Source organism: Cryobacterium sp. M23 (assembly GCF_002929655.1).
GTDB lineage: Bacteria > Actinomycetota > Actinomycetes > Actinomycetales > Microbacteriaceae > Cryobacterium > Cryobacterium sandaracinum.
On the sequence record NZ_PJJV01000079.1, the window covers coordinates 44,579 to 69,761 of the forward strand.

Annotated in this window: 23 protein-coding genes; 16 read left to right on the plus strand and 7 right to left on the minus strand. The window is 68.6% G+C overall.

The genetic code is table 11. The features are described from left to right. Nucleotides 1-84: 84 nt before the first annotated feature. The 8 genes from CXY82_RS13505 to CXY82_RS13540 all read left to right on the plus strand — a co-directional run bounded on the left by CXY82_RS13505 (nt 85) and on the right by CXY82_RS13540 (nt 7,905). Nucleotides 85-1,605: an ABC transporter ATP-binding protein gene (locus CXY82_RS13505; RefSeq protein WP_104171375.1), complete on the plus strand. Its 1,521-nt coding sequence runs from the start codon at nt 85-87 to the stop codon at nt 1,603-1,605. Then, entirely contained in the window at nt 1,602-2,870 is a 1,269-nt protein-coding gene (locus tag CXY82_RS13510; protein ID WP_166784761.1) for an ABC transporter permease, read from the plus strand. Before CXY82_RS13505 ends, CXY82_RS13510 begins: the two co-directional genes overlap by 4 nt. Then, nucleotides 2,867-4,162 carry an ABC transporter permease gene (locus CXY82_RS13515; protein WP_370443709.1) on the plus strand — a complete coding sequence of 432 codons (1,296 nt, stop codon included), beginning with the start codon at nt 2,867-2,869 and terminating at the stop codon, nt 4,160-4,162. The genes CXY82_RS13510 and CXY82_RS13515 overlap by 4 nt, the downstream gene beginning before the upstream one ends. Before the next feature lie 5 nt (nt 4,163-4,167). Then, on the plus strand, nt 4,168-4,596 hold the full coding sequence (locus CXY82_RS13520) for a cytidine deaminase (protein ID WP_255408592.1): 429 nt from the start codon (nt 4,168-4,170) through the stop codon (nt 4,594-4,596). A 2-nt stretch (nt 4,597-4,598) separates the two neighbouring features. Beyond that, on the plus strand, nt 4,599-5,912 hold the full coding sequence (locus CXY82_RS13525; protein ID WP_104100341.1) for a thymidine phosphorylase: 1,314 nt from the start codon (nt 4,599-4,601) through the stop codon (nt 5,910-5,912). 96 nt (nt 5,913-6,008) lie between these two features. After that, a complete protein-coding gene (locus CXY82_RS13530; RefSeq protein ID WP_104171376.1) occupies nt 6,009-7,130 on the plus strand; it encodes an adenosine deaminase in 1,122 nt (373 codons plus the stop codon). A 41-nt stretch (nt 7,131-7,171) separates the two neighbouring features. Further along, nucleotides 7,172-7,636 carry a PTS sugar transporter subunit IIA gene (locus tag CXY82_RS13535; RefSeq protein WP_104171377.1) on the plus strand — a complete coding sequence of 155 codons (465 nt, stop codon included), beginning with the start codon at nt 7,172-7,174 and terminating at the stop codon, nt 7,634-7,636. Beyond that, nucleotides 7,633-7,905, plus strand: a complete 273-nt coding sequence (locus CXY82_RS13540) for a PTS sugar transporter subunit IIB (protein WP_104100338.1) — start codon at nt 7,633-7,635, stop codon at nt 7,903-7,905. Before CXY82_RS13535 ends, CXY82_RS13540 begins: the two co-directional genes overlap by 4 nt. Nucleotides 7,906-8,018: 113 nt before the next feature. Here CXY82_RS13540 and CXY82_RS13545 read toward each other — a convergent pair whose 3' ends face one another. Together CXY82_RS13545 and CXY82_RS13550 are read right to left on the minus strand one after the other, a co-directional pair. After that, complete coding sequence (locus tag CXY82_RS13545) at nt 8,019-9,812, minus strand: phospho-sugar mutase (protein WP_104171435.1); 1,794 nt, start codon at nt 9,810-9,812, stop codon at nt 8,019-8,021. A 128-nt stretch (nt 9,813-9,940) separates the two neighbouring features. Next, on the minus strand, nt 9,941-10,774 hold the full coding sequence (locus CXY82_RS13550; protein WP_104100337.1) for a purine-nucleoside phosphorylase: 834 nt from the start codon (nt 10,772-10,774) through the stop codon (nt 9,941-9,943). Nucleotides 10,775-10,965: 191 nt separating this feature from the next. Between CXY82_RS13550 and CXY82_RS13555 the strand changes: the two genes are divergently transcribed. Continuing rightward, entirely contained in the window at nt 10,966-12,402 is a 1,437-nt protein-coding gene (locus tag CXY82_RS13555; protein WP_104171436.1) for an NAD(P)H-quinone dehydrogenase, read from the plus strand. Nucleotides 12,403-12,489: 87 nt separating this feature from the next. Here the strand turns inward: CXY82_RS13555 and CXY82_RS13560 are convergent, their stop codons facing one another. Continuing rightward, complete coding sequence (locus CXY82_RS13560) at nt 12,490-14,295, minus strand: biotin carboxylase N-terminal domain-containing protein (RefSeq protein ID WP_104171378.1); 1,806 nt, start codon at nt 14,293-14,295, stop codon at nt 12,490-12,492. A gap of 109 nt (nt 14,296-14,404) precedes the next feature. Continuing rightward, on the minus strand, nt 14,405-15,058 hold the full coding sequence (locus tag CXY82_RS13565) for a nucleoside triphosphate pyrophosphatase (RefSeq protein WP_104171379.1): 654 nt from the start codon (nt 15,056-15,058) through the stop codon (nt 14,405-14,407). A 45-nt stretch (nt 15,059-15,103) separates the two neighbouring features. On the opposite strand from CXY82_RS13565, the gene CXY82_RS13570 reads away from it, so the two are divergent. The 4 genes from CXY82_RS13570 (at nt 15,104) to CXY82_RS13585 (ending at nt 19,505) form a co-directional block, all read left to right on the plus strand. After that, the gene (locus tag CXY82_RS13570; RefSeq protein WP_104171380.1) at nt 15,104-16,417 is read left to right on the plus strand and encodes a class I SAM-dependent RNA methyltransferase; all 1,314 of its coding nucleotides are present in this window, start codon (nt 15,104-15,106) and stop codon (nt 16,415-16,417) included. Between the two features lie 79 nt (nt 16,418-16,496). Next, entirely contained in the window at nt 16,497-17,183 is a 687-nt protein-coding gene (locus CXY82_RS13575) for a response regulator transcription factor (protein ID WP_104171437.1), read from the plus strand. Next, complete coding sequence (locus tag CXY82_RS13580) at nt 17,170-18,468, plus strand: sensor histidine kinase (RefSeq protein ID WP_146067644.1); 1,299 nt, start codon at nt 17,170-17,172, stop codon at nt 18,466-18,468. The genes CXY82_RS13575 and CXY82_RS13580 overlap by 14 nt, the downstream gene beginning before the upstream one ends. After that, a complete protein-coding gene (locus CXY82_RS13585) occupies nt 18,465-19,505 on the plus strand; it encodes a hypothetical protein (protein WP_104171382.1) in 1,041 nt (346 codons plus the stop codon). The genes CXY82_RS13580 and CXY82_RS13585 overlap by 4 nt, the downstream gene beginning before the upstream one ends. 394 nt (nt 19,506-19,899) lie before the next feature. Here CXY82_RS13585 and CXY82_RS13590 read toward each other — a convergent pair whose 3' ends face one another. Together CXY82_RS13590 and CXY82_RS13595 are read right to left on the minus strand one after the other, a co-directional pair. Next, entirely contained in the window at nt 19,900-20,202 is a 303-nt protein-coding gene (locus CXY82_RS13590) for an acyl-CoA carboxylase epsilon subunit (RefSeq protein WP_146069134.1), read from the minus strand. A gap of 9 nt (nt 20,203-20,211) precedes the next feature. Further along, on the minus strand, nt 20,212-21,825 hold the full coding sequence (locus CXY82_RS13595) for an acyl-CoA carboxylase subunit beta (protein ID WP_370287838.1): 1,614 nt from the start codon (nt 21,823-21,825) through the stop codon (nt 20,212-20,214). 185 nt (nt 21,826-22,010) lie between these two features. Here CXY82_RS13595 and CXY82_RS13600 point away from each other — a divergent pair, with 185 nt between their 5' ends. Then, nucleotides 22,011-22,853: a biotin--[acetyl-CoA-carboxylase] ligase gene (locus CXY82_RS13600; protein ID WP_104171383.1), complete on the plus strand. Its 843-nt coding sequence runs from the start codon at nt 22,011-22,013 to the stop codon at nt 22,851-22,853. A gap of 6 nt (nt 22,854-22,859) precedes the next feature. Next, nucleotides 22,860-23,417 carry a PH domain-containing protein gene (locus tag CXY82_RS13605; RefSeq protein ID WP_233194039.1) on the plus strand — a complete coding sequence of 186 codons (558 nt, stop codon included), beginning with the start codon at nt 22,860-22,862 and terminating at the stop codon, nt 23,415-23,417. Here CXY82_RS13605 and CXY82_RS13610 read toward each other — a convergent pair. Continuing rightward, a complete protein-coding gene (locus tag CXY82_RS13610) occupies nt 23,414-23,905 on the minus strand; it encodes a GtrA family protein (protein WP_104171384.1) in 492 nt (163 codons plus the stop codon). The genes CXY82_RS13605 and CXY82_RS13610 overlap by 4 nt on opposite strands. Before the next feature lie 120 nt (nt 23,906-24,025). Here CXY82_RS13610 and CXY82_RS13615 point away from each other — a divergent pair, with 120 nt between their 5' ends. Further along, nucleotides 24,026-25,162 (plus strand): 5-(carboxyamino)imidazole ribonucleotide synthase, encoded by a 1,137-nt coding sequence (locus tag CXY82_RS13615; protein ID WP_104171385.1) that lies wholly within the window; start codon nt 24,026-24,028, stop codon nt 25,160-25,162. The last annotated feature ends 21 nt before the right edge of the window (nt 25,163-25,183 follow it).

Sequence of the window (25,183 nt, forward strand, 5' to 3'; positions counted from 1 at the left end):
TGCACACCCAAGCGAACGGCGCCACCCCGCCAACATATGAGCAAGAGTGTCAACTTTCGCTCACCACTGAATAGAATCGACGACATGAAGCTCGAACTTCGAGGCATTACGAAGCGATTCGGTGCCCTGGTCGCGAATGACCACATTGACCTCACCGTCGAGGCCGGAGAAATCCACGCACTGCTCGGCGAAAACGGCGCGGGGAAATCCACCCTGATGAACGTGCTCTACGGCCTGTACCGGGCCGAGGAGGGCGATATCCTCCTCGACGACGTGGTGCAGCACTTCAGCGGCCCCGGCGACGCCATGGCCGCCGGCATCGGCATGGTGCACCAGCACTTCATGCTCATCCCGGTGTTCACCGTCGCCGAGAACGTCATGCTCGGGCATGAGGAGACCAAGGCCGGCGGTCGCCTCGACCTGCCCGCGGCCCGCAAGCACGTGCGCGAGATCTCCCGGCGGTTCGGGTTCGACGTCGACCCGGACGCGCTCGTCGAAGACCTCCCCGTCGGCGTGCAGCAGCGGGTCGAGATCATCAAGGCGCTCTCGCGCGACGCGAAGGTGCTCGTCTTTGACGAGCCCACCGCCGTGCTCACGCCGCAGGAGACCGACGAGCTGATGGTCATCATGCGCCAGCTCAAGGCGAGCGGTACCTCCATCGTGTTCATCACCCACAAGCTGCGCGAGGTGCGCGAAGTCGCCGACCGGATCACCGTCATCCGTCTGGGCAAGGTCGTCGGCGAGGCGTCCCCGACCGCGAGCAACGTCGAGCTGGCCACCCAGATGGTCGGCCGTGCGGTCGACCTCACCGTGGACAAGTCCCCGGCACTGCCCGGTGAGGTGGTTCTGTCGGTGAAGAACCTCACCGTGCTGGGCCCGCACGGCCAGATCCTGGTCAACAACGTCAGCTTCGAGGTGCACAAGGGCGAGATCCTGGCCATCGCCGGGGTGCAGGGAAACGGCCAGACCGAACTCACCGAGGCGATGATGGGGCTCCAATCGCGGGTCTCCGGGGAGATCACCCTCGACGGCAAGTCGCTGCGCGGGCATTCGGTGCGCCAGGTACTCGACGCCGGAGTCGGATTCGTGCCGGAAGACCGCAACGAAGACGGACTGGTCGGTGAGTTCACCATCGCCGAGAACCTCATGCTCGACCGCTCGAACGCGCTCCCCTTCGTCAAACGGTGGAACGTGCAGCGGGCCTTCCTCGCCGCGTTCGCCGAAAAAAAAGTCACAGAGTTCGACGTGCGCGCCCAGGGCATCGAGACCCCGGTCGGCAAGCTCTCCGGCGGCAACCAGCAGAAGGTCGTGCTCGCCCGCGAGCTCGGCCGCGATCTGCGCCTCTTCGTCGCAGCCCAGCCCACCCGCGGGCTCGACGTCGGCTCGGTGGAGTTCGTCCACGAACGCATCGTGGCCACCCGGGATGCCGGCACACCCGTGATCGTCATCTCGACGGAGCTCGACGAGGTGGCAGCCCTCGCGGACCGGATCATGGTCATGTACCGCGGTCGCATCGTCGGCATCGTTCCCGGTGACACGCCGCGCGCCGTACTCGGTTTGATGATGGCCGGCGAAACGCCCGCCGGAGAAGGAGCTGCCGCGTGAGCGCGACACAGGGTCCCACGACCGAGTCAGGAACGCCGTCAAGCCCGGCCCCCGAACAGCCGTCCCGCTGGAACCAGGCGTTTCGCGAGATCACCACCGGCAACGCGATCATCTCCGTGCTCGCCGTCGTGCTCGCGCTCTTCGTCGGCGGCATCATGATCGCCTTCACCAACGAGGGCGTTCAGGAAGCCGCAGGCTACTTCTTCTCCCGGCCCGGCGACCTGCTGCGGGAAGTCTGGTATTCCGTGTCCGGCGCCTACTCGGCCCTGTTTCAGGGGTCGGTCTACAACTTCCGTCGACCGAGCTTCGCCGCCGGCATCAAGCCGCTCACCGAGACGCTCACCTTCGCGACCCCGCTGATCATGGCGGGGCTCGGCGTGGCGCTGGGCTTCCGGGTGGGCATGTTCAACATCGGTGGCCGCGGCCAGATGCTGATCGCCGCCGCCCTCGGCGGCTGGGTCGGTTTCGCCGTTGACCTGCCCTACGGCCTGCACATGGTCGCGGCCCTCGTGGCCGGCGTGCTCGGCGGCGCCCTCTGGGGTGGGATCGTGGGTCTGCTCAAGGCCCGCACCGGCGCCCATGAGGTGATCACCACGATCATGCTCAACTACGTCGCGTTCTACCTGGTCAGCTACCTGCTGCGCGAGGGCTTCCTGAAGACCCCCGGATCGAACAACCCGAAGAGCCCGGCGACGAAGGTCACCGCGGTCTTCCCCGACCTTCTCGGCTCGACGTACTCGCTGCACTTCGGCTTCATCCTGGCCATCGCCGCCACGGTTTTCACCTGGTGGCTGCTGTCCCGGTCGAACCTGGGCTTCCAGTTCCGGGCCGTGGGACTGAACCCCCACGCGGCGCGCGTCGCCGGCATCAGCGTCAAGCGCATCTACGTCTACGCGATGCTGTTCTCGGGCGGACTGATCGGCCTGGCCGGCATCAACCAGGTGCTCGGCACCACGACCAGCGGTTTCGGCGCCGGACTGGACTCCGGCATCGGCTTCGATGCGATCACGGTCGCGCTGCTGGGCCGTTCCAAGCCCTGGGGTGTGTTCGCCGCGGGCATCCTGTTCGGCGCGTTCAAGGCCGGCGGTTTCTCGATGCAAGCGGCCGAGGGTGTGCCGATCGACATCGTGCTCGTCGTGCAGTCACTGATCGTGCTTTTCATCGCGGCTCCGCCCCTCGTGCGGGCCATCTTCCGACTGCCGGCCCCGGGCTCCGCGCCCCGCCGGGCACTGCCCAACGTTTCCCAGGAGGTGGCTGCACAGTGAGCACCGTTGCCCCGGCCGTCCAGCCCATATCGTCCACCGCCGACGATCGCCCCGAATTCAAAATCGTGAAGAGTTGGAAGTCGCCCATCGCCCTGGCGATCTTCACCGTCGTCGCCCTCGCGCTCTTCGTGGCCTTCGGCCGCGAGGGCGTCAGCACCATGCGGCTCTCCACCTCGAGCGACCTGATCCAGCTTCCCGATCTCCTGCTGCCCACGCGGCTGACCGGCATCGTCATCAGTGTGCTGCTGCTTTTGATCACGGGCGTGAGCGTGTGGCTGGTGCAGTCCCAGCGTCAGGTGCCGATCTGGCTTATCTCCGTCTACGCGGTGCTCTTCCTGATCGGATTCCTGGTCTGGGCCGCCGCCGGCGAGTCCATCCCGGTGCCCGGGCTGCTGTTCGGTTCGCTCAGCCTGGCCGTACCGCTGATCTTCGGTGCACTCGGCGGTGTCATCTCCGAACGGGTCGGCGTGGTCAACATCGCCATCGAGGGGCAACTGCTCGCCGGGGCGTTCACCTCGGCCATGGTGGCGTCCCTGACCAACCAGCCCATCCTCGGCCTCGTCGCGGCCATGTTCGCCGGCGTTCTCGTTTCGATGGTGCTCGCCTCGTTCTCGATCAAGTACTTCGTCGACCAGGTCATCGTCGGTGTCGTGCTCAACGTTCTCGTGATCGGCGTCACCGGTTTCCTTTACTCCCAGGTGATGGCGCCAAACGCGGCCCTGCTCAACCAGCCGCCTCGATTCGAGCGGATCAACATCCCGCTGCTCAGCGAGATCCCGATCATCGGACCGGTCTTGTTCCGGCAGACCCTGATCGTCTACATCATGTATGTGGCCGTCGCCTTGGTGTACTACGGCATCTTCCACACCCGGTGGGGCCTGCGCCTCCGCAGCGTGGGCGAGCACCCCCAGGCGGCAGACACCGTCGGCATCAACGTCGGCCGCACCCGGTTCTGGAACGTGTCGCTCGCCGGCGCGATCGTCGGCCTCGGCGGCGCCTACTTCACCCTCGGTTCGGTGGGCGCTTTCGGCAAGGAGATGACCGCCGGAGCCGGCTTCATCGCGCTGGCCGCCGTGATCTTCGGCCGTTGGGATCCGATCCGGGCCACGCTGGCCGCCCTCCTGTTCGGGTTCGCGAGCAACTTGCAGAACGTGCTCAGTGTCATCGGTTCGCCGGTGCCGAGCGAGTTCATGCTCATGCTGCCGTACCTGATCACCATCGCCGCCGTTGCCGGGTTCGTTGGAACGTCGCGGGGACCGGCGGCATCCGGCAAGCCCTACATCAAATCGTGACCGGCGTGAGCCACAGCGCCTCGCCAGCGGCCGGCGACATCGACTGGGCGGCGCTGCGGGAGGCCGCGACGACGGCGATGGCCCGGGCCTATGTGCCGTACTCGAAGTTCCCGGTCGGCGCCGCAGCGCAGGTCACCGACGGTCGTGTGATCAGCGGATGCAACGTGGAGAACGCCTCCTACGGGCTCACCCTCTGCGCCGAATGCGCCCTCGTCTCCGTGCTGCACCTGACCGGGGGAGGCCACCTCGTCGCGTTCACCTGCGTCGACGGCAACGGCCGAACGCTGATGCCCTGCGGCCGCTGCCGCCAGCTGTTGTACGAACATTCCGCGCCCGGCATGCTGCTGGAGACGGTGTCGGGTGTGCGCACCATCGATGAAGTGCTGCCGGACGCCTTCGGGCCGAGGCAGCTCGCCGAATATCAGGAAGAGTAGCTGTGAGCACCAACGAGAACCGTATCGAGGCCTTCGACGCCGTGGACCTGATCCATGCCAAGCGTGATCGGGGCGAGCTCAGCACGCCGCAGATCGACTGGCTGATCGACGCGTACACGCGCGGTTACGTCGGCGACGAGCAGATGGCCGCCATGACCATGGCGATCTTCCTGAACGGCATGAACCGCCGGGAGATCAAGGATCTCACCATGGCGATGCTGAGCAGCGGCGAGCGGATGAGCTTCGCCGGTCTCGGCAAGCCGACCACCGACAAGCACTCCACCGGCGGCGTCGGCGACAAGATCACCCTGCCGCTGATGCCACTCGTGGCGGTCTTCGGTGCGGCCGTGCCGCAGCTGTCCGGCCGCGGCCTCGGCCACACCGGCGGCACCCTCGACAAGCTCGAATCCATCCCCGGCTGGCGTGCGCACCTCACCAACGAGGAGATGTTCGCGCAGCTGCAGGAATTCGGCGGCGTGATCTGCGCCGCCGGCGGCGGTCTGGCCCCGGCCGACGGCAAGCTCTACGCGCTGCGCGACATCACCGGCACCGTCGAGGCGATCCCGCTGATCGCGTCGTCGATCATGTCGAAGAAGATCGCGGAGGGCACCGGCGCCCTCGTCCTGGACGTGAAGTTCGGGTCGGGCGCGTTCCTGAAAGACATCGAACGGTCCCGGGAGCTCGCCCGCACCATGGTCGCCCTCGGCGAGGACGCCGGCGTGGCGACATCCGCTCTGCTCACCAACATGAACGTGCCGCTTGGGCTCGCGATCGGAAACGCCAACGAGGTGCGTGAATCGGTCGAGGTTCTCGCCGGCGGCGGGCCGGCGGATGTCGTCGAGCTCACCGTGGCCCTGGCCCGGGAGATGCTCGCTCTGGTGGGCATCACCGACGTCGACGTGGAATCCGCTCTCACCGACGGGCGCGCCATGGACAAGTGGCGCGACGTGATCCGTGCCCAGGGCGGCGATCCCGACGCCCCGCTGCCCGTGGCCCGCGAGACCCACGTCGTCACCGCCCTGCGCGACGGTGTTCTCGTCGAGCAGCAGGCGCTGCCGTTCGGCATCGGCGCCTGGCGCCTCGGCGCCGGCCGCGCCCGCAAGCAGGATCCGGTGCAGCACGCCGCCGGCATCGACCTGCACGCCAAGCCGGGCGATACCGTGCGCGCCGGCCAGCCCCTGTTCACCCTCAGCGCCGATGAACCCGAGCGCTTCGCGCGGGCCCTGGAGGCCGTGGACGGCGCATATCGCATCGGCGACCCCGGCGAGCCCGTGCAGGACGGCGGCCCGCTGATCGCCGAGCGCATCGGCCGCTGAACCGCCCGGCCGGTCTCGGCCCGTGCATCTGAACGGATGTGCGGGCCGGCTGGGCCAGCAGTGTGACTCTCAGCACCCAGCCGGTAGATTAGGGGGGTGAACACGAGCCCTGAGGACTACCTGCTGCCCGGTGCCGGCACGAGCATCAACGCACTGCCGAAGATCTCCCTGCACGACCACCTCGACGGCGGCCTGCGCCCGCAGACCATCATCGAGCTGGCCGACGCGGTCGGGCTGGCGCTGCCGGCGACGGATGCCCGATCGCTCGGCTCCTGGTTCAGCGCCCAGGCCGACTCCGGCACCCTGGTCGACTACCTGAAGACTTTCGACGTCACCGTCGGCGTGATGCAGACCCGCGAGGCCCTGGTGCGCGTGGCCCGCGAATTCGTGGAGGACCTCGACGCCGACGGCGTGATCTACGGGGAGATCCGCTGGGCCCCCGAGCAGCACCTGGCCCGCGGCCTCACCCTCGACCAGAGCGTCGAGGCGGTGCAGGAGGGCATCGAGGCCGGCATCGCGCTGGTCGCGGGTGCCGGGTCCCGCATTCGGATCGGCCAGCTGATCACGGCCATGAGGCATGCCGAGCGCAGCCTGGAGATCGCGGAACTCGCCGTGCGGCATCGTTCCAACGGGGTTGTCGGCTTCGACATCGCCGGGGCCGAACTGGGGTTCCCGGCCCACCACCACCGGGACGCGTTCGACTTCCTCGCGAATGCCTTCCTGCCCGTCACCGTGCATGCGGGCGAGGCTGACGGGTTGGAGAGCATCCGTGGGGCGCTTTACGACGGCCGGGCATTGCGCCTGGGCCACGGCGTGCGTCTGGCCGAGGAAATCGTGATCGGCCGCGAAGACGCGGAGAACACCTACGTCACGCTCGGCCCGGTGGCGCAGTGGGTGCGCGACCGCGAGATCGCCCTCGAGCTCAGCCCGTCGTCCAACCTGCAGACCGGCGCAATCGCCGCGTGGGGCGCGGACCTGCTCGACCACCCCTTCGACCTGCTCTACCAGCTGGGCTTCCGGGTCACGGTCAACACCGACAACCGCCTGATGAGCAGCACCACCCTGACCCAGGAACTCGCGCTGCTCAGCGATGCGTTCGGCTACGACATCGACGACCTCGAGGTCTTCCAGCTCAACGCGGCGCAGGCCGCGTTCCTTCCGCTCGACGAACGCGAAGAGCTGGCGGACGCCATCGTCGCCGGTTTCGAAAGCGCCTGAGCGACTCGCGAAAGCCGACCCCCTACCCCGTGAAAGTTCCCATGCCCCTTCCGCCCCTGCCCCTCGAAGCCATCGCGATCGGCGTCCACGTCGACGATTGGCGCGGCGCGGTGGCCGCCGCCGGTGGTGCCCTCGAGCGCTCCGGCGCCACCGCCCCCGAATACACGAAGCGCATGATCGCCGTCATCGAGGAATTCGGTGCCTACGTGGTCATCGCCCCCGGGCTGGCGCTCGCGCACGCCCGACCCGGACCCGATGTGCACACCGAGGGCCTCAGCATCGTGACCCTGGCCGACCCGGTCGCGTTCGGACATCCGCACAACGACCCGGTCAGCGTGGTGCTCGGGCTCGCCGTCACCAGCTCCGACGAGCACGTGCTGCTCGTGGCCGAGCTGGCCAACGTCTTCAACGACGCGCACGTCATCCCCTCGCTCGCCGCGGCCACGGACGCCGACGCCATCCGCGCTCTGCTCGGCGTGCCGACCGCAACCGAGGAGCCCTCATGAAGATCGTCGCACTCTGTGGGGTGGGAGTGGGAACCTCCGCCATCCTCAAAATCAACGCCGAGCGCGCGCTCAAACGCCTCGATATCGAAGCTTTCGTCACGGCCACCGACATCGCCGGGGTGAGCACGGTCGGGGCGGATGCCCAGGTCATCCTTACCTCGTCGGAGTTGGTCGACGCCATCGGCAAGACCAATGCCGATATCGTCGTGATCGACAACTACTTCGATGTGGACGAGCTCACCGCCAAGCTGGAGACCGCCCTGGGCTGACGCCCTCGCGGCGGTGCGCTGCAGCTGCGCCGTTGCGCGCGAGGCACGCCACCCGCGCAGCGGCGCAACACCCGCGCGCCGTGCGAACGGATGCTGCACCGCGTTTCGCGGGGCTACGCGATCAGCTCGCGCATACCCCGGTCGAGCTCCGCGAGGGTTGCCTCCGCGGCGGCCCGGCGTTCGGCGACCGTGCCGACGGAACTGCTGGTGTCGAGGTAGACCTTGAGCTTGGGCTCGGTGCCGCTCGGGCGCACCATGACGCGGGAGCCGTCGGCCAGCCGGATGCGCAGCACGTCGCTGGGCGGCAGGCCGTTGAAGCCCCCGGAGAGGTCGTCGATGTGGTCGACGGCGATGCTGCCGACGAAGACCGGGGGTGTCTCGCGCAGCCGCGCCATGACCTGCTCGATCTCGGTCAGGTCGGTGACGCGCACCGAGATCTGGCCGGAGGCGAAGTGGCCGAAGCGTTCGCTGAAACGGTCGAGGTGCTGGGCGAGGGTGACGCCCTCCGCCTTCAGATTGCTGACCAGGGAGAGCAGCGCCACGGCGGCGGAGATGCCGTCTTTGTCGCGCACGGTTTCGGGGTTCACGAGGTAGCCGAGGGCCTCCTCGAAGCCGAAGATCAGGTCGGGCGCGCGCGACACCCACTTGAAGCCGGTGAGGGTGTCGGTGAACCGCAGCCCGTAAGCCTTCGCCACGGCCTCCAGCGCCGGGGTGGAGACGATGGAGCACGCGAGGGTGCCGGTGGCGCCGCCGTCACCGGTGACGCTCGCGGCCAGTTCCGCGGCTCGCCAGCCGAGGATCGCCCCGACCTCGTTGCCGCTGAGGCGCCGGTACCCGTCGGGGGACCCCTCTTGCGGGATGGCGATCGCAAGGCGGTCGGCGTCGGGGTCGTTGGCGATGATCAGCTCGGCGCCGGTCTCACGGGCCGTCTCATAGGCGAGGTCCATCGCGCCGGGTTCTTCGGGGTTGGGGAAGGAGACCGTGGGGAAGGCGGCATCCGGGGCGATCTGGGCGTCGACGAGTGTGGGCAGGTCGAAGCCGGCGGCTTCAAACACCCGGCGGGTGGTGTCCCAGCCGACGCCGTGCAGGGCGGTGTAAACCGTGTTGACCTGCGCGAGGGGCCGGCGGGCAAGACCTGCCGTCGCGTCGATGTAGGCCTGCACGATCGACTCGGGCGCCGTCTCGTAGGGTGCCCGGGGCAGGTCGGGAACCCGTTCTTCCGCGGCGACGCGCAGGATCTCGGCCGCGATCGCGGCGTCGTCGGGCGAAACGATCTGGGAGCCTTGGTTGGCGCCGCCCAGGTAGACCTTGTAGCCGTTGTCGTTGGGCGGGTTGTGCGAGGCGGTGACCATGATGCCCGCGCCGACGTCGAGGTGGCGCACAGCGAACGCGAGCACGGGGGTCGGTAGCAAGCGGGGGAGCAGGATGGCGCGTACCCCGGCACCGGCCATGATCGCGGCCGAGTCAGTGGCGAAGACATGCGAGTTCTTGCGCCCGTCATAGCCGATGACGACCGAGGGGACCCGGCCCGGGACGGCGTTCTTCGTCAGGAACGCGGCGAGGCCGGCGGCTGCCTGGCAGACGAGTACGCGGTTCATCCGGTTGGAGCCGGCGGCGATGGCGCCGCGCAGACCCGCCGTGCCGAAGGCGAGGCGTTCGTCGAAGCGGGCGTGCAGCTCCGCGAGTGCGACGGCGTCGCCGTCGCCGGCCCCGCGCAGCAGGAGGCGCAGCTCGGCCTGGGTCTCGGGATCGGGGTCCTGGCTGAGCCAGGCATTGGCCACGGCGATCACGGTCGGCGTGGCAGCCGCGGCCGGAGCGGAGTCGGTGCCGGTCTCGCTGCCGCTCACGGCATCCGTGCTGGTGCTGGTGTCTGTGTCGTCGTCGGCGCCGATGGTGTTGATGACCATCGTGTCGGGCAGGACTGTTTCGGTGGCGCCGGTGCCGGTGGCGGCATCGGCACCGGCAGCGGACGCGGGAGCAGCGTCGGCGGCGGCGGAATGCCGGCCGGTGATCTGCGGGTCGGTGTTGTCGAGGGTCACAGTGCGGCCACGATCCGGGCGAGGAGCGCGCTGATGACGGGCTCGGCGAGCTTTCCGGCCTCGAGCACCTCCGAGTGGCTGAGCGGGTCCTGCTGGATTCCGGCCGCGAGGTTGGTGATCAGCGACAGACCGAGGATCTCCATGCCCGACTGGCGGGCGGCGATCGCCTCGAGGGCGGTCGACATGCCGACGATGTGGCCGCCGATGACCTTGGCCATCTGCACCTCGGCCGGCGTCTCGTAGTGCGGGCCGCGGAACTGGCAGTACACGCCCTCGTCGAGCGACGGGTCGATGGTGCGGGCCAGGTCGCGCAGGCGGCGCGAGTAGAGGTCGGTCAGGTCGACGAACGTCGCGCCCTCGAGGGGCGAGTCGGCGGTGAGGTTGATGTGGTCGCTGATCAGCACGGGGGTGCCGGCTTTCCAGGTCTCCCGGATGCCGCCGGCACCGTTGGTGAGGATCATGGTCGTCGCGCCGGTGGCGGCGGCGGTGCGCACGCTGTGCACGACCCGGCGCACACCGTGGCCTTCGTAATAGTGCGTGCGGGCGCCGATGAGGAGGGCGCGCTTGCCGCTGGGCAGCAGCACCGAGCGCAGCGTGCCGGCGTGGCCGGCCAGGGCGGGTGCACTGAAACCGGTGATGTACTGCGCGTCGAGGGTGTGCGTGGTCTCGCCGATGAGATCGGCGGCCTTGCCCCATCCGCTGCCCAGGGTCAGGGCGATGTCGTGGCGGGCTACGCCCGTGGCTTCGGCGATTTCAGAAGCGGCGGTCCGTGCAACATCAAACGGATCGGTTTCTGGCGCGTCAAGCAAGTTATTGTCGGTCTTCAGCATCCCCCTACTCTAATTGCCCGCCGATTTCGGGACCGTTCCCTTGTTCAATTCGACGGAGATTTTGGGATTTCACGGCGAAAAAGGGGCCTGAACGTCAATTTTGGGCAGAATCTCCGTCGAATTGGTTCGTCGACGGGGGAGCGGAGCCCCGGGGTTTGGCGGCGGGCGCGCCGGGGCAGGAGAATATGAGCATGGCCTACGACTTCGAACGCAAGCAGCGCATCGCTATCCTCGGCGGAGGCCCCGGCGGGTACGAGGCCGCCCTGGCCGGCGCTCAGCAGGGCGCCGAGGTCACCCTGATCGAGCGTGTCGGCGTCGGCGGTTCGGCCGTGATCACGGACGTCGTCCCGTCCAAGTCCCTCATCGCGACGGCCGAGGCCACCAACTCGATCCACGACGCGACCGAGCTCGGCGTACAGCTGTTCGTGCGCGGCGAAAAGGGCAAGCCGGCCCGCCCCGAGGTGGCCATCAACCTCGCCGCGGTCAACAAGCGGCTCCTGGCCCTGGCCCGGCAGCAGTCCGAAGACATGAAGTCCACCCTGATGCGCGCCGGGGTCAACCTGGTGCACGGCCACGGCCGGCTGGACGGTACCAGCGGCGTGATCGTGTCCACAGCCGAAGACGGCTCCGGCACGGACTTCGACCGGATCGAGGCCGACACGATCGTCGTCTCCGTCGGGGCAACCCCGCGCATCCTGCCCACCGCGCTCCCCGACGGCGAGCGCATCCTCACCTGGACGCAGCTCTACAACCTGCGGGCCGTACCCGAACACCTCATCGTCGTGGGCTCCGGGGTGACCGGGGCCGAATTCGCCTCCGCCTACCGCGCCCTCGGTGCCAAGGTCACCCTGATTTCCAGCCGCGACCGCGTGCTGCCCGGTGAGGACGCCGACGCCGCGAACGTGGTCGAGAACGTATTCAAGCGCAACGGCATGGTCGTGCTCAGCAAGTCCCGCGCCGAGTCCGTCATGCGCACGGTGGGTGGAGTGCTGGCCACGCTGGCCGACGGCCGAACCGTCGAGGGTAGCCACTGCCTGATCGCGGTCGGGTCCGTGCCGAACACGAAGGGCCTCGGCCTCGAGGAAGCCGACGTGCAGCTCACCGACTCCGGTCACATCCGGGTGAACCGGGTCGCGCGCACGTCGATGCCGAACATCTACGCGGCCGGGGACTGCACGACCGAGCTGCCGCTGGCATCCGTCGCCTCGATGATGGGCCGCACGGCCGTGTTCCACGCCATGGGCGACGCGGTCAACCCGATCGAGATTCGCAACGTCGCGGCCAACATCTTCACGCAGCCGGAGATCGCCACGGTCGGCTGGACCCAGAAGCAGATCGAGGACGGCCTCACTCGCGGCAGCATCTACAAGCTCCCGCTCGCTTCGAACCCTCGGGCCAAGATGATGGGCATCAAGGACGGCTTCGTGAAGCTGTTCGCCACCACCACCACCGGCACCGTCATCGGCGGCGTGATCGTGGCCCCTAAGGCCAGCGAACTGATCTTCCCGCTCGCCCTGGCCGTGGAGCACCGGCTCACCGTCGACGAGGTCGCACGAGCGTTCCCGGTCTACCCGTCGCTGACGCATTCGATCACGGATGCCGCCCGCGCCATGCACATCGTGCTCTGACGCCTTCGAGAGACACCACAAACGAAAGAAAAGACAACGCCCTCGTTCTTGGAACGAGGGCGTTGACGTGTCAGCCGGTGACGTGGGTCAGGCGTCCACGGCTTCCACGGCTTCCACGGCTTCCACGGCGTCCATGACGGCCATCAGCAGGAAGCCGGAGGCCACGGTCGCGCCGATGATCGCCCCCACGTTGCCGACGATGCCGTCCTTGTGGGCGGTCAGTGGTTGCTCCATCTTCATGGCCTCCAGCACCAGCAGCAGATCGCCCTTGACGACGAGGTCGCCCTCGGCCACGGCCAGCTTCACGATGGTCGCCTGCATCGGGGCGTGTACGGCGTCGCCGGTGGCCGAGCTGACGGAGGGGGAGCCGCCGCGCCGACGGGGTGCCGGGCCGGCCGTGTTCTCGGAGGCGGCGCCGGGCAGCAGGCGAACCGGCAGACTGACCTCGATCCGTCGCCCCTCCACCTCGACGACGACGTTGTGGCGCTTAGCGGGGCTGGTCAGCACTTCCGGCGAGCCGTTCCACGGCTCGATGTCGTTGACGAACTCGGTTTCGATCCACCGGGTGAAGATCGTGAACGGCTCACCGTCGGCGGGGGCGAACGCGGGGTCGCGCACGATCCGGCGGTGGAACGGCAGCACGGTGGGGAGACCCGCGACCTCGAACTCGTCCAGGGCCCGGCGGGAACGCTCGAGCGCTTCCTCGCGGGTGGCGCCGGTGACGATGAGCTTTGCGAGAAGGGAGTCGAACGAACCCGAGATGACGTCGCCGGCCGTGACGCCGCTGTCCACGCGCACCCCGGGGCCCCCGGAGGGCTTGAAGACGTGCACGGGGCCGGGGGCCGGCATGAAGCCGCGGCCGGCATCCTCGCCGTTGATGCGGAACTCGAAGGAGTGTCCGATCGGCTCCGGGTCGGGGTAGTCGAGGCGACCGCCCTCGGCCAGGCGGAACTGCTCGCGCACCAGGTCGATTCCGGTCACTTCCTCGGACACGGGATGCTCGACCTGCAGCCGGGTGTTGACCTCCAGGAACGAGACGGTGCCGTCCTGGCCGATCAGGAACTCGCAGGTGCCGGCGCCCACGTAGCCGACCTCGGCGAGGATCGCCTTGGACGCGCGATACATCTCGTTACGCTGCGCGTCGGTCAGGAACGGCGCGGGGGCCTCCTCGACCAGCTTCTGGTGGCGGCGCTGCAGGGAACAGTCGCGGGTGGAGACGACGACGACCGTGCCGGATGCGTCGGCGAGGCACTGGGTCTCGACGTGGCGCGGCTTGTCCAGGTACTTTTCGACGAAGCATTCGCCGCGACCGAACGCGGCAATGGCCTCGCGGGTGGCGGAGTCGAAGAGCTCGGGCACCTCCTCGCGGGTGCGGGCGACCTTGAGGCCGCGACCGCCGCCGCCGAAGGCCGCCTTGATCGCGACCGGCAGGCCGTGGAGGTCGACGAAATCGAGCACCTCCGCGGCATCCGCCACCGGGTTGAGGGTGCCGGGCGCCATCGGCGCATGCACCTTCTCGGCGACGTGCCGTGCGGAGACCTTGTCGCCGAGCTTCTCGATGGCGTCGGGGGAGGGGCCGATCCAAATCAGGCCGGCCCCGATCACGGCGCGGGCGAAGTCGGCGTTCTCGGCGAGGAACCCGTAGCCGGGGTGCACGGCATCGGCGCCGGACCGTCGGGCCACGGAGAGCAGCTTTTCGATGACGAGGTAGGTGTCGGCGCTCGTGGTTCCGTCGAGACCGTAGGCCTCGTCGGCCAGATGCGAATGCATCGAGTCGCGATCCTGGTCAGCGTAGACGGCAACCGAGGCAATGCCGCTGTCTTTTGCGGCTCGGATCACCCGGACGGCGATTTCGCCCCGGTTTGCGATGAGGACCTTCGTTATTGGGGGCACAGTGCCCTAGCTTATGGGGCAGAGCGACCGGGTTTTTGGTTCTCTCCCACAAAAAGAGGCCGGAGAAAGGTGCGGATGCCTACAAACAACCTCGAAAACCAGCAATCTGTCAGTTGTCGGTGCGGTTCCACAGGCTCGGCCACGCGTGCCCGAGACCGGTCACCAGCCGGCGCAGCGTCGGCAGCGAGAGCCCTACGACGGTGGACGGATCCCCGCTGATGTGGGTGATGAACGGCGCCCCGAGGCTGTCGATGGTGAAGGCCCCGGCCACGAGCAGAGGCTCGCCGGTGGCGATATAGGCGTCCAGCTCCGCATCCTCGATATCGTCGGCGAAGGTGACGTCCGCGACGGCGACGGCGCCGACACCGCGCCCGGCCACGCCGGCCGAGTGGTCGATCAGCCAATGGCCCGAATACAGCTGCCCGGTTCGGCCGCGCTGCAGGTGCCAGCGTTCGCGCGCCTTCGCGGCGGTGTGCGGCTTGCCGTAGATGACGTCGTCGATCACGAAGACCGAGTCGCCGCCGAGCACGAGGCCGTCGGTGATGTCGCCGCTGTCAGTCAACACGCGGGACACGGCCTCCGCCTTGGCCCGCGCCAGCAGCTCCACGACCCGGTGGGGAGTCAGCGGTCCGCCGCCCGACCGGGCCGCGTCGGCGGCGACCACGTCCTCGTCGACGTCGGGCGCGACCGTGACAGGTTCGATCCCCGCGGTGCGCAGCAGCATCAGCCGGGCCGGAGACGTGGACGCCAGGTACAAGCGCATGGGTTTCCTTCGGTGGGGGTGCAAGCGGTGTGGGATCATCGAAGGATGGGCACCAGCAATGACATTCAGGCAGATTCGAACGGGCACTCCGCAGAAGTGGGCGCGGAACTCGAACTCGACGTCACCAACGTAGCCCACGGCGGCATCTTCATCGCCCGGCACGAGGGCCGCGTGGTCTTCGTGAGTGACACACTGCCGGGGGAGCGCGTGCGCGCCCGGCTGACCTCGGCCAGCCACAAAAGCTTCTGGCGGGCGGAGACCGTCGAAGTGCTCACCCCGGCGCCGGAGCGTCAGCCGCACATTTGGGCCGCCGCCGCCCTCGACCGCGACCCCGTCGACCGCGCCGGCGGCGCCGAGTTCGGCCACATCGAGCTCGGTTTCCAGCGCGAGCTGAAGCGCCAGGTTTTGGCTGACGCCTTGAAACGGATGGCCGGCATCGAGTCCGAGGTCACGGTCGAGCCGGTCCCGGTCGGCCCCAACGCCTCGCCCGGAGACGCCGCCGACGGCACCGGCTGGCGCACCCGCGTGCGCCTGCATGTGGACGAGGACGGCTCTGTCGGCCCCTATGCCGCCCGCTCGCACCGGGTGATCCCGGTTGGCGACCTGCCGCTGGCCGACCGCCTACTCGAGGCGGCCGCGCCGCTGGACAAAATGTTTCCCGGCGCCGCATCCGTCGACATCGTCGCCCCGAGCCTGGGCACCGTGCAGATCCTGGTGGCGGAGCAGGACGACAAGGGCCGACGCCGGCACACCCCGAAAACGCTGATCCGCGAGGTTGTGGGCGAGCGCGAGTTCCGCCTCGACGCCGCTGGGTTCTGGCAGGTGCACACCAGCGCCGCCGAGACCCTCTACCGCGCGGTGCAGGACATCATCGACGCTGACGCCTTCGACCCCCGGGCCGCGAACCTGGACCTCTACGGCGGGGTCGGCCTGCTCGCCGCCGCCGTGGGCGACCGATTCGGCAGCACGGTGCGCATGACCAGCGTCGAGAGCGACCCGCAGGCCACGGACTTCGCGGCTGAGAACCTCGCCGAATGGGTGGGGGCCAGCGTGCAGACCTCCCGCGTCGACCGGTTCCTGAACGCGCTCGTGCGCGATTCGAGCGCCGCCGAGAGGGCTCGCCAGTCGGCCGCCACGGTGATCCTCGACCCGCCACGCTCCGGCGCCGGCAAGGAGGTCATCGACCTGCTCGGCGCCGTGGAACCGGCCCAGATCGTCTACGTGGCCTGTGACCCCGTCGCCCTGGCCCGCGACATCGCCCTCCTCGCCGGTCACGGGTACATCCTGCGCCGGCTGCGTGCCTTCGACCTGTTCCCCAATACCCACCATGTCGAAGCCGTCGCGCTCCTGTCCCGGTAGCTATCGTTGACCTGTACGACAACGTGAGGATGTAGGAACCGTGAACCAGCCAGCAACACCTCTCCCCTCGGCCCCGGGAATTCCCGGCGCCCTCGAACTCGGCCATCCCGTGCGGGTGGGCATCGCCGACGATCACGAGTCGGTGCGCCTGGGCATCAAGGCGGCCTGTGAGAACGTCGGCTACGAGGTCGTCTTCACCGCGCCCACCGTGCAGGAGCTCGTGGACGGCATCGACGGCCGCGCCGTGGACGTCATCGTGTTGGATCTGTCGCTGGGCGACGGATCCCGCGTCACCGACAATGTGCACCGTGCCCAGAGCACGGGCGCGTCGGTCCTCGTGCACAGCATCGCCGACCGGGTCGCCCTGGTGCGCGAGGCGCTTGCCGCGGGCGCAGCCGGTGTCATCCCCAAATCGTCCCCCACCACCACGGTCATGGCGGCCGTCGCATCCGTGGCCCGCGGCGACGTTCTCAACAACCTCGAGTGGGCCACGGCCATCGACGCCGACCGCGACTTCGCCAAGGCCCAGCTCGGCCGGCGCGAACGTGACGTGCTGCACCTCTACGCGTCGGGGCTCCCACTCAAAATGGTGGCGATGCAGCTTGGCATCGCTCACTCGACCGCCCGTGAGTACCTCGACCGGATCCGGGTGAAATACGTGGAGGTCGGCCGTCCGGCACCCACCAAGGTGGACCTGCTCCGGCGCGCCGTCGAAGACGGAATCCTGCCGGGCCTCGACCCGGATGGCGGAGATGCCCGCGGGTAAGCCCGCGGGCTCCGGCCCTCTGGGCTCCACCGCGGCGCACTCGGACGCCGAGCTGCTCGATTCCGACCCGATCGTGGGGCCCAAACAGCCGCGCAACCCGATCAGCCGCACCCGGATCGAAGTCGTGGCCTCGCGTTCCGTCGCCGGCGTCGGCGTGGTCTTCGCCCTCCAGGCGATGCCGATCATGCTCGCGCAGGCCCCGGTGCGGGTGCCGGTGATGGGTTTGCTCGCGCCGCTGCTGCTCGGTCTGTCGCTGGCGGCGGTCGTGGTGGCCGCCGTGACCAAGGTCGGGGTGCGGGCATCCGCCGGAACCGTGGCGATGCTCTATCTGGCGGCGCTGCTGGCCTGGCCCATGCTGATGCGTGACCCCGCGGCCGTGCTCGACGGCAAACCGTGGCTCTGGTACATGTGCACCATCGCAACGGCCTGCGCCGCTCTGGCCTTCCCGGTGTTCTGGGCCGTCATCTACACGGTGGTCGTGCCGATCGTCTACGGCGTGGTGCGGTCGACACCGTCCGGCGGCAACGCCGATGTTCTTCTGTCGTCTCTGGACACGGTCTACGCGATAATCCTCGGCCAGGTCATCCTGATCATCATCTTCATGCTGCGGCAGACGGCCCTCGCGGTCGACAACGCGCAGACCAACGCGCTGCACCAGTATGGGAACGCCGTGCGGCAGCACGCGACGGAGGTCGAGCGCGTGCAGGTCGACTCGATCGTGCACGACAGCGTGCTGGCCACGTTCCTCGCCGCGGCCGCGGCCGGCAGCCCGAAGGCGGCCGAGCTGGCCTCCGGCATGGCCTCTGATGCCCTCACCCGGCTCAACGACGCCGCCATCGTGCCTGCCGGTGACGACAGCACGGTTGCCTTCAGCGAGCTCAGCGCGCAGATCCGGGCCGCCGCCGACCGGCTGCCGGTGCCGTTCACCGTCGACGAGTGCGAGATCGACGGGTTGCGCCTCCCGGTCCACGCGAGCGAGGCGATCCTCGCCGCGAGCGTGCAAGCCATGGTGAACAGCGTCCAGCATGCCGGCACGCCGAGCTTCGAGCCCGACCGCGCCCTCACGATGAGCGGGAACGCCCGGGGGGGCTGCACCATCACGATCGCCGACACCGGCGTGGGCTTCGACCCGGAGCTTGTGCCGGCGGAACGGCTCGGACTGCGCATCTCGATCCAGGACCGGGTGGCCAGCGCCGGCGGATCCGTGCGCGTGCGCGCCGGGGTGGGCCGCGGAACGACGATCACCATCGAATGGCCGCCGGCCCAGGAAGGACGTCCCGAGTGATCACCGTTCCGCGCGGACTCGTGCTCTCCCTGGCCGCAATGTTCTCCGCCTATCACATCGTGCTCGGCTTCTACTCGCTGGGCCAACCGCGCAGCCCGGTGCCGGCGATCCTGGCGCTGCTCGTCTACGGTGTGGCGACCGTGCTCAGCCTCTGGCCGACGAGCCCGATGCGGATGCCGGTGTGGCTGGCGTTCTTCAACGTCGCTGTTTGTGCGATGCTGCCGCTGCTCGTGGGGAGCCAGCTCGACGGCTCCGTCGACAACGGCTACGCCACCTGGAATGTCGCGGCTGTGGGCACCCTGATGACTATTACCGCCACCCGACGGCGCCCAGGCCTGGCCTGGGTCGGCGCCGCGACGCTGGTCGTGCACACGATTTTCTGGGCCGGCCCGGCGGCCCTGGGCTCCATGGGCGTCATCGGCAGTGTGGTCTGGGTCGCGGTCGCGGTCATCCTGGCGCGGGCGCTGGCCAAGGCAGGCCGCGACGCCCGGCAGTACGCCCTGGCGGAGCAGGAGGCCACCGAGTGGCAGGCCGCCCAGGACGCGCACCTCTACGAGCGCCAGGTGCGGCTCGCCCAGACCATCCGGCTCGCGGCCCCGATGCTGCGCCGGATCATCGACCAGGGCGGGGTGCTGAACGACGAGCAGCGTCAGGAGTCCCGCTACCTGGAGGCGGCTGTGCGGGACGAGATCCGCGGACGGAAGCTGCTCAATGACGCCGTGCGTGACGCGATCATGGCCGCGCGTCGCCGCGGCGCCATCGTCACCCTGCTCGACGAGGGCAGTATCGACGACATCCGCGGCGCGGAGCTGGAATCGGTGCTCAACACTCTGGCGACCGCGATCGACTCCACCCTGGCGGACACGATCATCGCCCGCACCGCCGGCGACGGGTCCGCGACCGCGGTCACCGTGGTGGGTCTCAGCAGCGCAGACGCGAAGCTGAGCGCCCTCGGCCAGGAGTCACCGGAGCCTGAGGTGCACCTGTGGCTGGAGATCCCGCGCAACCCGGTCCTGACGTCCTCCGGCCCGGGCTAGCTGGTCAGCACGCGGAGCACCGTGCGCCGACGACGCACCAATTCGACGGAGATTTTCGTCCGTAACCACTTTTTCGGAGTGTTTGGGGCCGTTTCCCTCAAAATCTCCGTCGAATTCGTTCGAGACGGGGTTACACCCGGGCCACGCCGGGGCCATGCCGGCAAATGCGAAAGGGACCAACCGTGGTTGATCCCTTTCGACTTCGTGCCAGGGCGACAACCCGAATGTCACCCTGACGCGCCCCCAAAACCCGACTGCTTACCCTAGTCGACGGGCTTTAGTTGTGAACTCTTAAGAGCATCACCGAGCAATAACAATACTGGTCGAACCGGTTCGGTATAAAAAGTCGGCATTTAGGGGGACCGGGAGCCCCCGACGGTTGGGAACCGAAGGGTCAGGCCGAGAATCCGCGCCAGCGGCCTGCGCCGGGGGTCAGAGCCACCCGAACACTGCGCTGGCTGCGCTGCCACGCGCTCTGGCCGCGCACCGGCGTCTGGCGCAGGTTGTCGCCCTCCTCGCGCACCAGGCCGTGCAGCACGGCCGACACGGCGGCCGCCTCGGTGGGGGAGACGCCGCGGGTCAGGAAACGCAGCCCGGGCACCGGGGAAACCTCGGGCGAAGCAGACTCGGTCTTCTCGGCTGAGCTCGGGTCGCTCGGGACGCTCGGGTCATTCGTAACATTCGATGAATCGGTCATAGCACCCGCCTACAGCGGAATGTTCCCGTGCTTCTTGGGCGGCAGACTCGCTCGCTTGGTGCGCAGGGCGCGCAGGGCCTTGGTCACCGCGACGCGGGTCGTGGCCGGCTCGATGATGCCGTCCAGTTCGCCGCGCTCGGCCGCCAGGAACGGACTCGCCACGTTGTAGGTGTACTCGTTGGCCAGCCGGGTGCGCACGGCGGCAACATCCTCCTCGGCTGCTTCGGCCTTTTTGATCTCGGCACGGTACAGGATGTTCACGGCGCCTTGGCCGCCCATCACGGCGATCTCCGCGGTCGGCCAGGCCAGGTTGATGTCCGCGCCGAGCTGCTTGGAGCCCATCACGATGTACGCGCCGCCGTAGGCCTTGCGCAGGATGACGGTGACCAGAGGCACGGTCGCCTCCGCGTAGGCGTAGAGCAGCTTGGCGCCGCGGCGGATGATTCCGGTCCACTCCTGGTCGGTGCCGGGAAGGAAGCCCGGCACGTCGACCAGGGTGAGGATCGGAATCGAGAACGCGTCGCAGAAACGCACGAACCGGGCGGCCTTCTCGCCGGCCGGAATGTTGAGCGTGCCGGCCATGGCGTTGGGCTGGTTGGCGACGATGCCGATCGAGCGTCCCTCGACGCGGGCGAAGCCGACGACGATGTTCGGGGCGAACAACGGCTGCGTCTCGAGGAAGTCGCCGTGGTCGACGATGTGCTCGATCACGGTCTTCACGTCGTAAGGCTGGTGCGCGGAATCGGGGATGATCGTGTTCAAGCCCCGGTCGCCATCCGTCGTCTCGAGCTCGATGTCGCTGTCGAAGACGGGCAGGTCGGCCAGGTTGTTGTCCGGCAGGAAGCTGAGCAGGGTGCGGGCGTAGTCGAGGGCGTCGGGCTCGTCGCTGGCCAGGTAGTGCGCCACACCGGAGATCGTGTTGTGCGTGAGCGCGCCGCCGAGCTCTTCCATGCCGACGTCTTCGCCCGTGACGGTCTTGATCACGTCGGGGCCGGTGACGAACATCTGGCTGGTCTTGTCGACCATGATCACGAAGTCGGTCAGGGCGGGGGAGTAGACGGCGCCGCCGGCGGCGGGGCCGCAGATGATCGAGATCTGCGGGATGACGCCGGACGCGGCCGTGTTCCGGCGGAAGATCTCGCCGTACTTGCCGAGGGCGACGACGCCCTCCTGGATGCGCGCTCCGCCGGAGTCGAGGATGCCGATGATGGGCACCCCGGTCTTGAGGGCAAGGTCCATCACCTTGATGATCTTCTCGCCGGCAACCTCGCCGAGCGAGCCGCCGAAGATGGTGAAGTCCTGCGAGTAGACGCAGACCTGGCGGCCGTGGATGGTGCCGGTGCCCGTGACGACCGCGTCGCCGTAGGGCCGCTTCTTCTCCATGCCGAATGCGTGCGTGCGGTGCCGCACGAACTCGTCGATCTCGACGAAGGAGCCCTGGTCGAGCAGCAGGTTGATGCGTTCCCGCGCGGTCATCTTGCCTTTGGCGTGCTGTTTCTCGATCGCGGCCTCGCCGCTGGCGGTCACGGCTTCGTGATAGCGCAGCTTGAGGTCGGCGAGCTTTCCAGCCGTCGTGTACAGGTCGGGGCCCGCAAGGGGCGAGTTCTCAGTCACGCGGTTCACTCTACCGGCCAGCCCCTGCTCCCGATCGTTGACGATTGTCTACAAAAACCGGCCGGTTTGCTGGTCGGGTGCGTCTGCCTTCCCGTGGCCAACTCCTGAGGATTGGCGGATTCGGGCCGGAATTGTGCCATTTGCGCTCGTATTCGCCAGAATTACAGGAGTTAGCCACAGGGAGAGAGAACCAGATGGAGTTTCCGCTCAGCCGCGAGGTCGTGCCGCGTTTCGAGTACCTGCCCGAGACCGGGTCGACGAACGACGTGCTCGTCGCCCACGCTGCGGGCGAGGATGTCGCAGCCTGGCCCGACCTGTCGACGGTCGTCACCGACAACCAGACCCGCGGTCGCGGCCGACTGGGTCGCACCTGGCTCGCCCCCACCGGAAAGTCGCTCGCCATCTCGGTGCTGCTCCGCCCGAGGGCCTCGGCCGCCCCGCTCCCGATCGACCACTTCGGCTGGTTCCCCCTGCTCGCCGGAGCCGCGATGACCCGGGCCGTGCGCGCGGTCGTCGAGGCGAGCCTGGCAGCCCGGGTGGACGATCCCGGCGAGGAGGCGCCCCGGCACGAGGTCACCCTGAAATGGCCCAACGACGTGCTGATCGACGGTTACAAGGTGTCGGGCATCCTCTCGGAGCTGCTGCCCGGCGCGCAGGGGCTGGTTATCGGCGCCGGCCTGAACGTGTCCCTCGACGAGCACGACCTGCCCACGCTCACCTCGACGTCGCTGCTGCTGGTGACCGGTTCGGCCCCCGACCCGGATGCCGTGCTCGCCCGCTACCTCACCGAACTGCGGCAGCTCACCCGGGCCTTCCTCGACGCGGAGGGCGACCCGGTCCAAAGCGGGCTGCTGCACGCGGTGACCGAAGTGTGCGGCACACTCGGTGGGGTCGTGCGGGTGGAACTTCCCGGTGGCACCGACCTGGTCGGCACCGCGATTGCTCTCGACCGGAGCGGCCGGCTCATCGTCGAAGACCAGACGAACGGTGAACTGCAGGCTGTCGCCGCCGGGGATGTCACCCACCTGCGGTATTAATAGATTATGACAAAGACAGCGGGCTTCGGGGCGGCCGAGGTGCTTCCCCCGGCCGAGTCGGTCGTGGCCGGGCTCCGGCCGCACGCCCGAATCCTGTTCTGGCCCACCCTGGCACTGCTGGCCATTGCCGCGGCGACCGGGTACTTCTACGGTTCTCTGCCGGAGCCGTGGCAGAATATCGCGCTGCTGGCAGCCGCGGCCGCCCTCGTGCTGCTGCTCTGGCTGCTGCCGCTGGCGTCGTGGCTGAACAACCGCTACACGATCACCACCCGGCGCATCATCTTCCGCCACGGATTCTTCGTGCGCACCCGCCAGGAATTGCTGCACAGCCGCGGCTACGACGTGACGGTGCGCCAGAACTGGCTGCAGTCGCTGGCCCACTCGGGTGACGTTCTGATCAGCGCCGGGCTGGAGCATCCGCTCGTCTTGAAAGACGTGCCCAACGCCGCCCTGGTGCAACAGGTGTTGCACGACCTGATGGAGTCCTCGCGTACCTTGATGGGCTTGCGCCGCCTGGAACAGTCAGCACTCGCCGACGAGACCGCGAACTGGGGCTCCCGCTAGGCAGCCAGCGCCCGCTCCGAGTCGGCCGTCGCCGCGCGCCGCGGGGAGAACACCCAGTGCCGGTAGAGCACGAAACGGAAGGCCGAGCCCAGCCCCAGCCCGATCACGTTCGACGAGATGTTGTCGGCGAGCAGGCTGGTGTAGCCGAGCCCGTAGCGGCTGACCCAGAGGCAGGCGAGGCCGATGGCCATGCCGACGAGACTGACCGCGAAGAACTCGGCCGCCTCGCGCAGCGTTCGCGACTGGCGGTTGGCCCCGAAGGTCCACAAGCGGTTGCCGATCCAGTTCACAATGATGGCCAGCGTGGTCGACACGACCTTGGCGTAGATCGGTCCGGACTCCACCACGGCGGGGTCGAAGACCGTGGTGCGCAGCAGGTTGAAGACCGTGAAGTCCACGACGAAGCCGACGAGGCCGACAGCCCCGAACTTGCCGAGTTGGTGGGCGAAGGCCAGAAGCCGTGCTGATCGGCGCTGTGTACTCGGCATGCATCCCTCCGAATGATGGGCAAAGATAGAGGTCGAGAACCCGAGTCTACGGCGAGGTCCAGCCTGCAGCCTGAGAGAACCCGTACCGGCAATGACCGGTACCAAGGAATTGGTGGAGCGATGAACACGACTGTGGGCGTTATCGGCGGCGGCCAGTTGGCCAGGATGATGATTCCGGCGGCCGTCAACCTGGGCATCCGGATCCGGGTGCTGGCCGAGAACGAGGGCATGTCGGCAGACCTGGCCGCGGTGCAGGTGGGCGACTACCGCGACCGAGACGTGGTGCTGGCCTTCGCCGACACCGTCGACGTCGTCACGTTCGACCACGAGCACGTGCCGCAGGGGATCCTGCGCGAGCTCGTGGCCAGGGGCGTGGCCGTGCACCCGGGCCCCGACGCGCTGCTCTTCGCCCAGGACAAGCTGTTGATGCGTCAGCGCCTGAGCGAGCTGGGTCTGCCCGTGCCCGACTGGGCGCGGGTCGAGAACGCCGCCGAGTTGGGCGTGTTCCTGGCCTCCCACAACAGTCGCGCGGTCGTCAAGACGGCCCGCGGCGGCTACGACGGCAAGGGCGTTCGGCTGGTCACCCACGAGCACGAGGCCGACGACTGGTTCGCCGCGCTCGCCGAAGACGGCAACGACGGCGCCCTCCTGGTGGAGGAGCTGGTCGAGTTCCGTCGCGAGCTCGCCCAGTTGGTCGCGCGACGCCCGTCCGGCCAGATCGCGCTCTGGCCCGTGGTGGAGACCGTACAGCAGGGCGGCGTCTGCGCCGAGGTCATCGCGCCCGCACCCCAGTCCGAGGGCAGGCTGGCCCGGGCCGCCGCCGACATCGCCGTGCGCATCGCCGAGGGCATCGGCGCCACCGGCATGCTGGCCGTCGAACTGTTCGAAACGACGGATGAGCGCATCCTGGTCAACGAGTTGGCGATGCGCCCACACAACAGCGGCCACTGGTCGATCGAGGGGTCGACGACGAGCCAGTTCGAGCAGCACCTGCGCGCCGTGCTCGACCTTCCCCTCGGGGCGACCGACGTCAGGGACCCGTGGACGGTGATGGTCAACATCCTCGGCGGGCCGGCGTCGGAGCCCCTGTCCGCGCGCTACCCGGCCGCGTTCGAGGCCTACCCGGCCGCCAAGGTGCACACCTACGGCAAGGACCCCCGGCCGGGGCGCAAGGTCGGCCACGTGACCGTCGGTGGGGACGATTTGGACCTCGTCGCGTACCAGGCGCGGGCCGCAGCGGCAGTTTTTCAGGACTGACCAAATAGGATCGACTGCGTG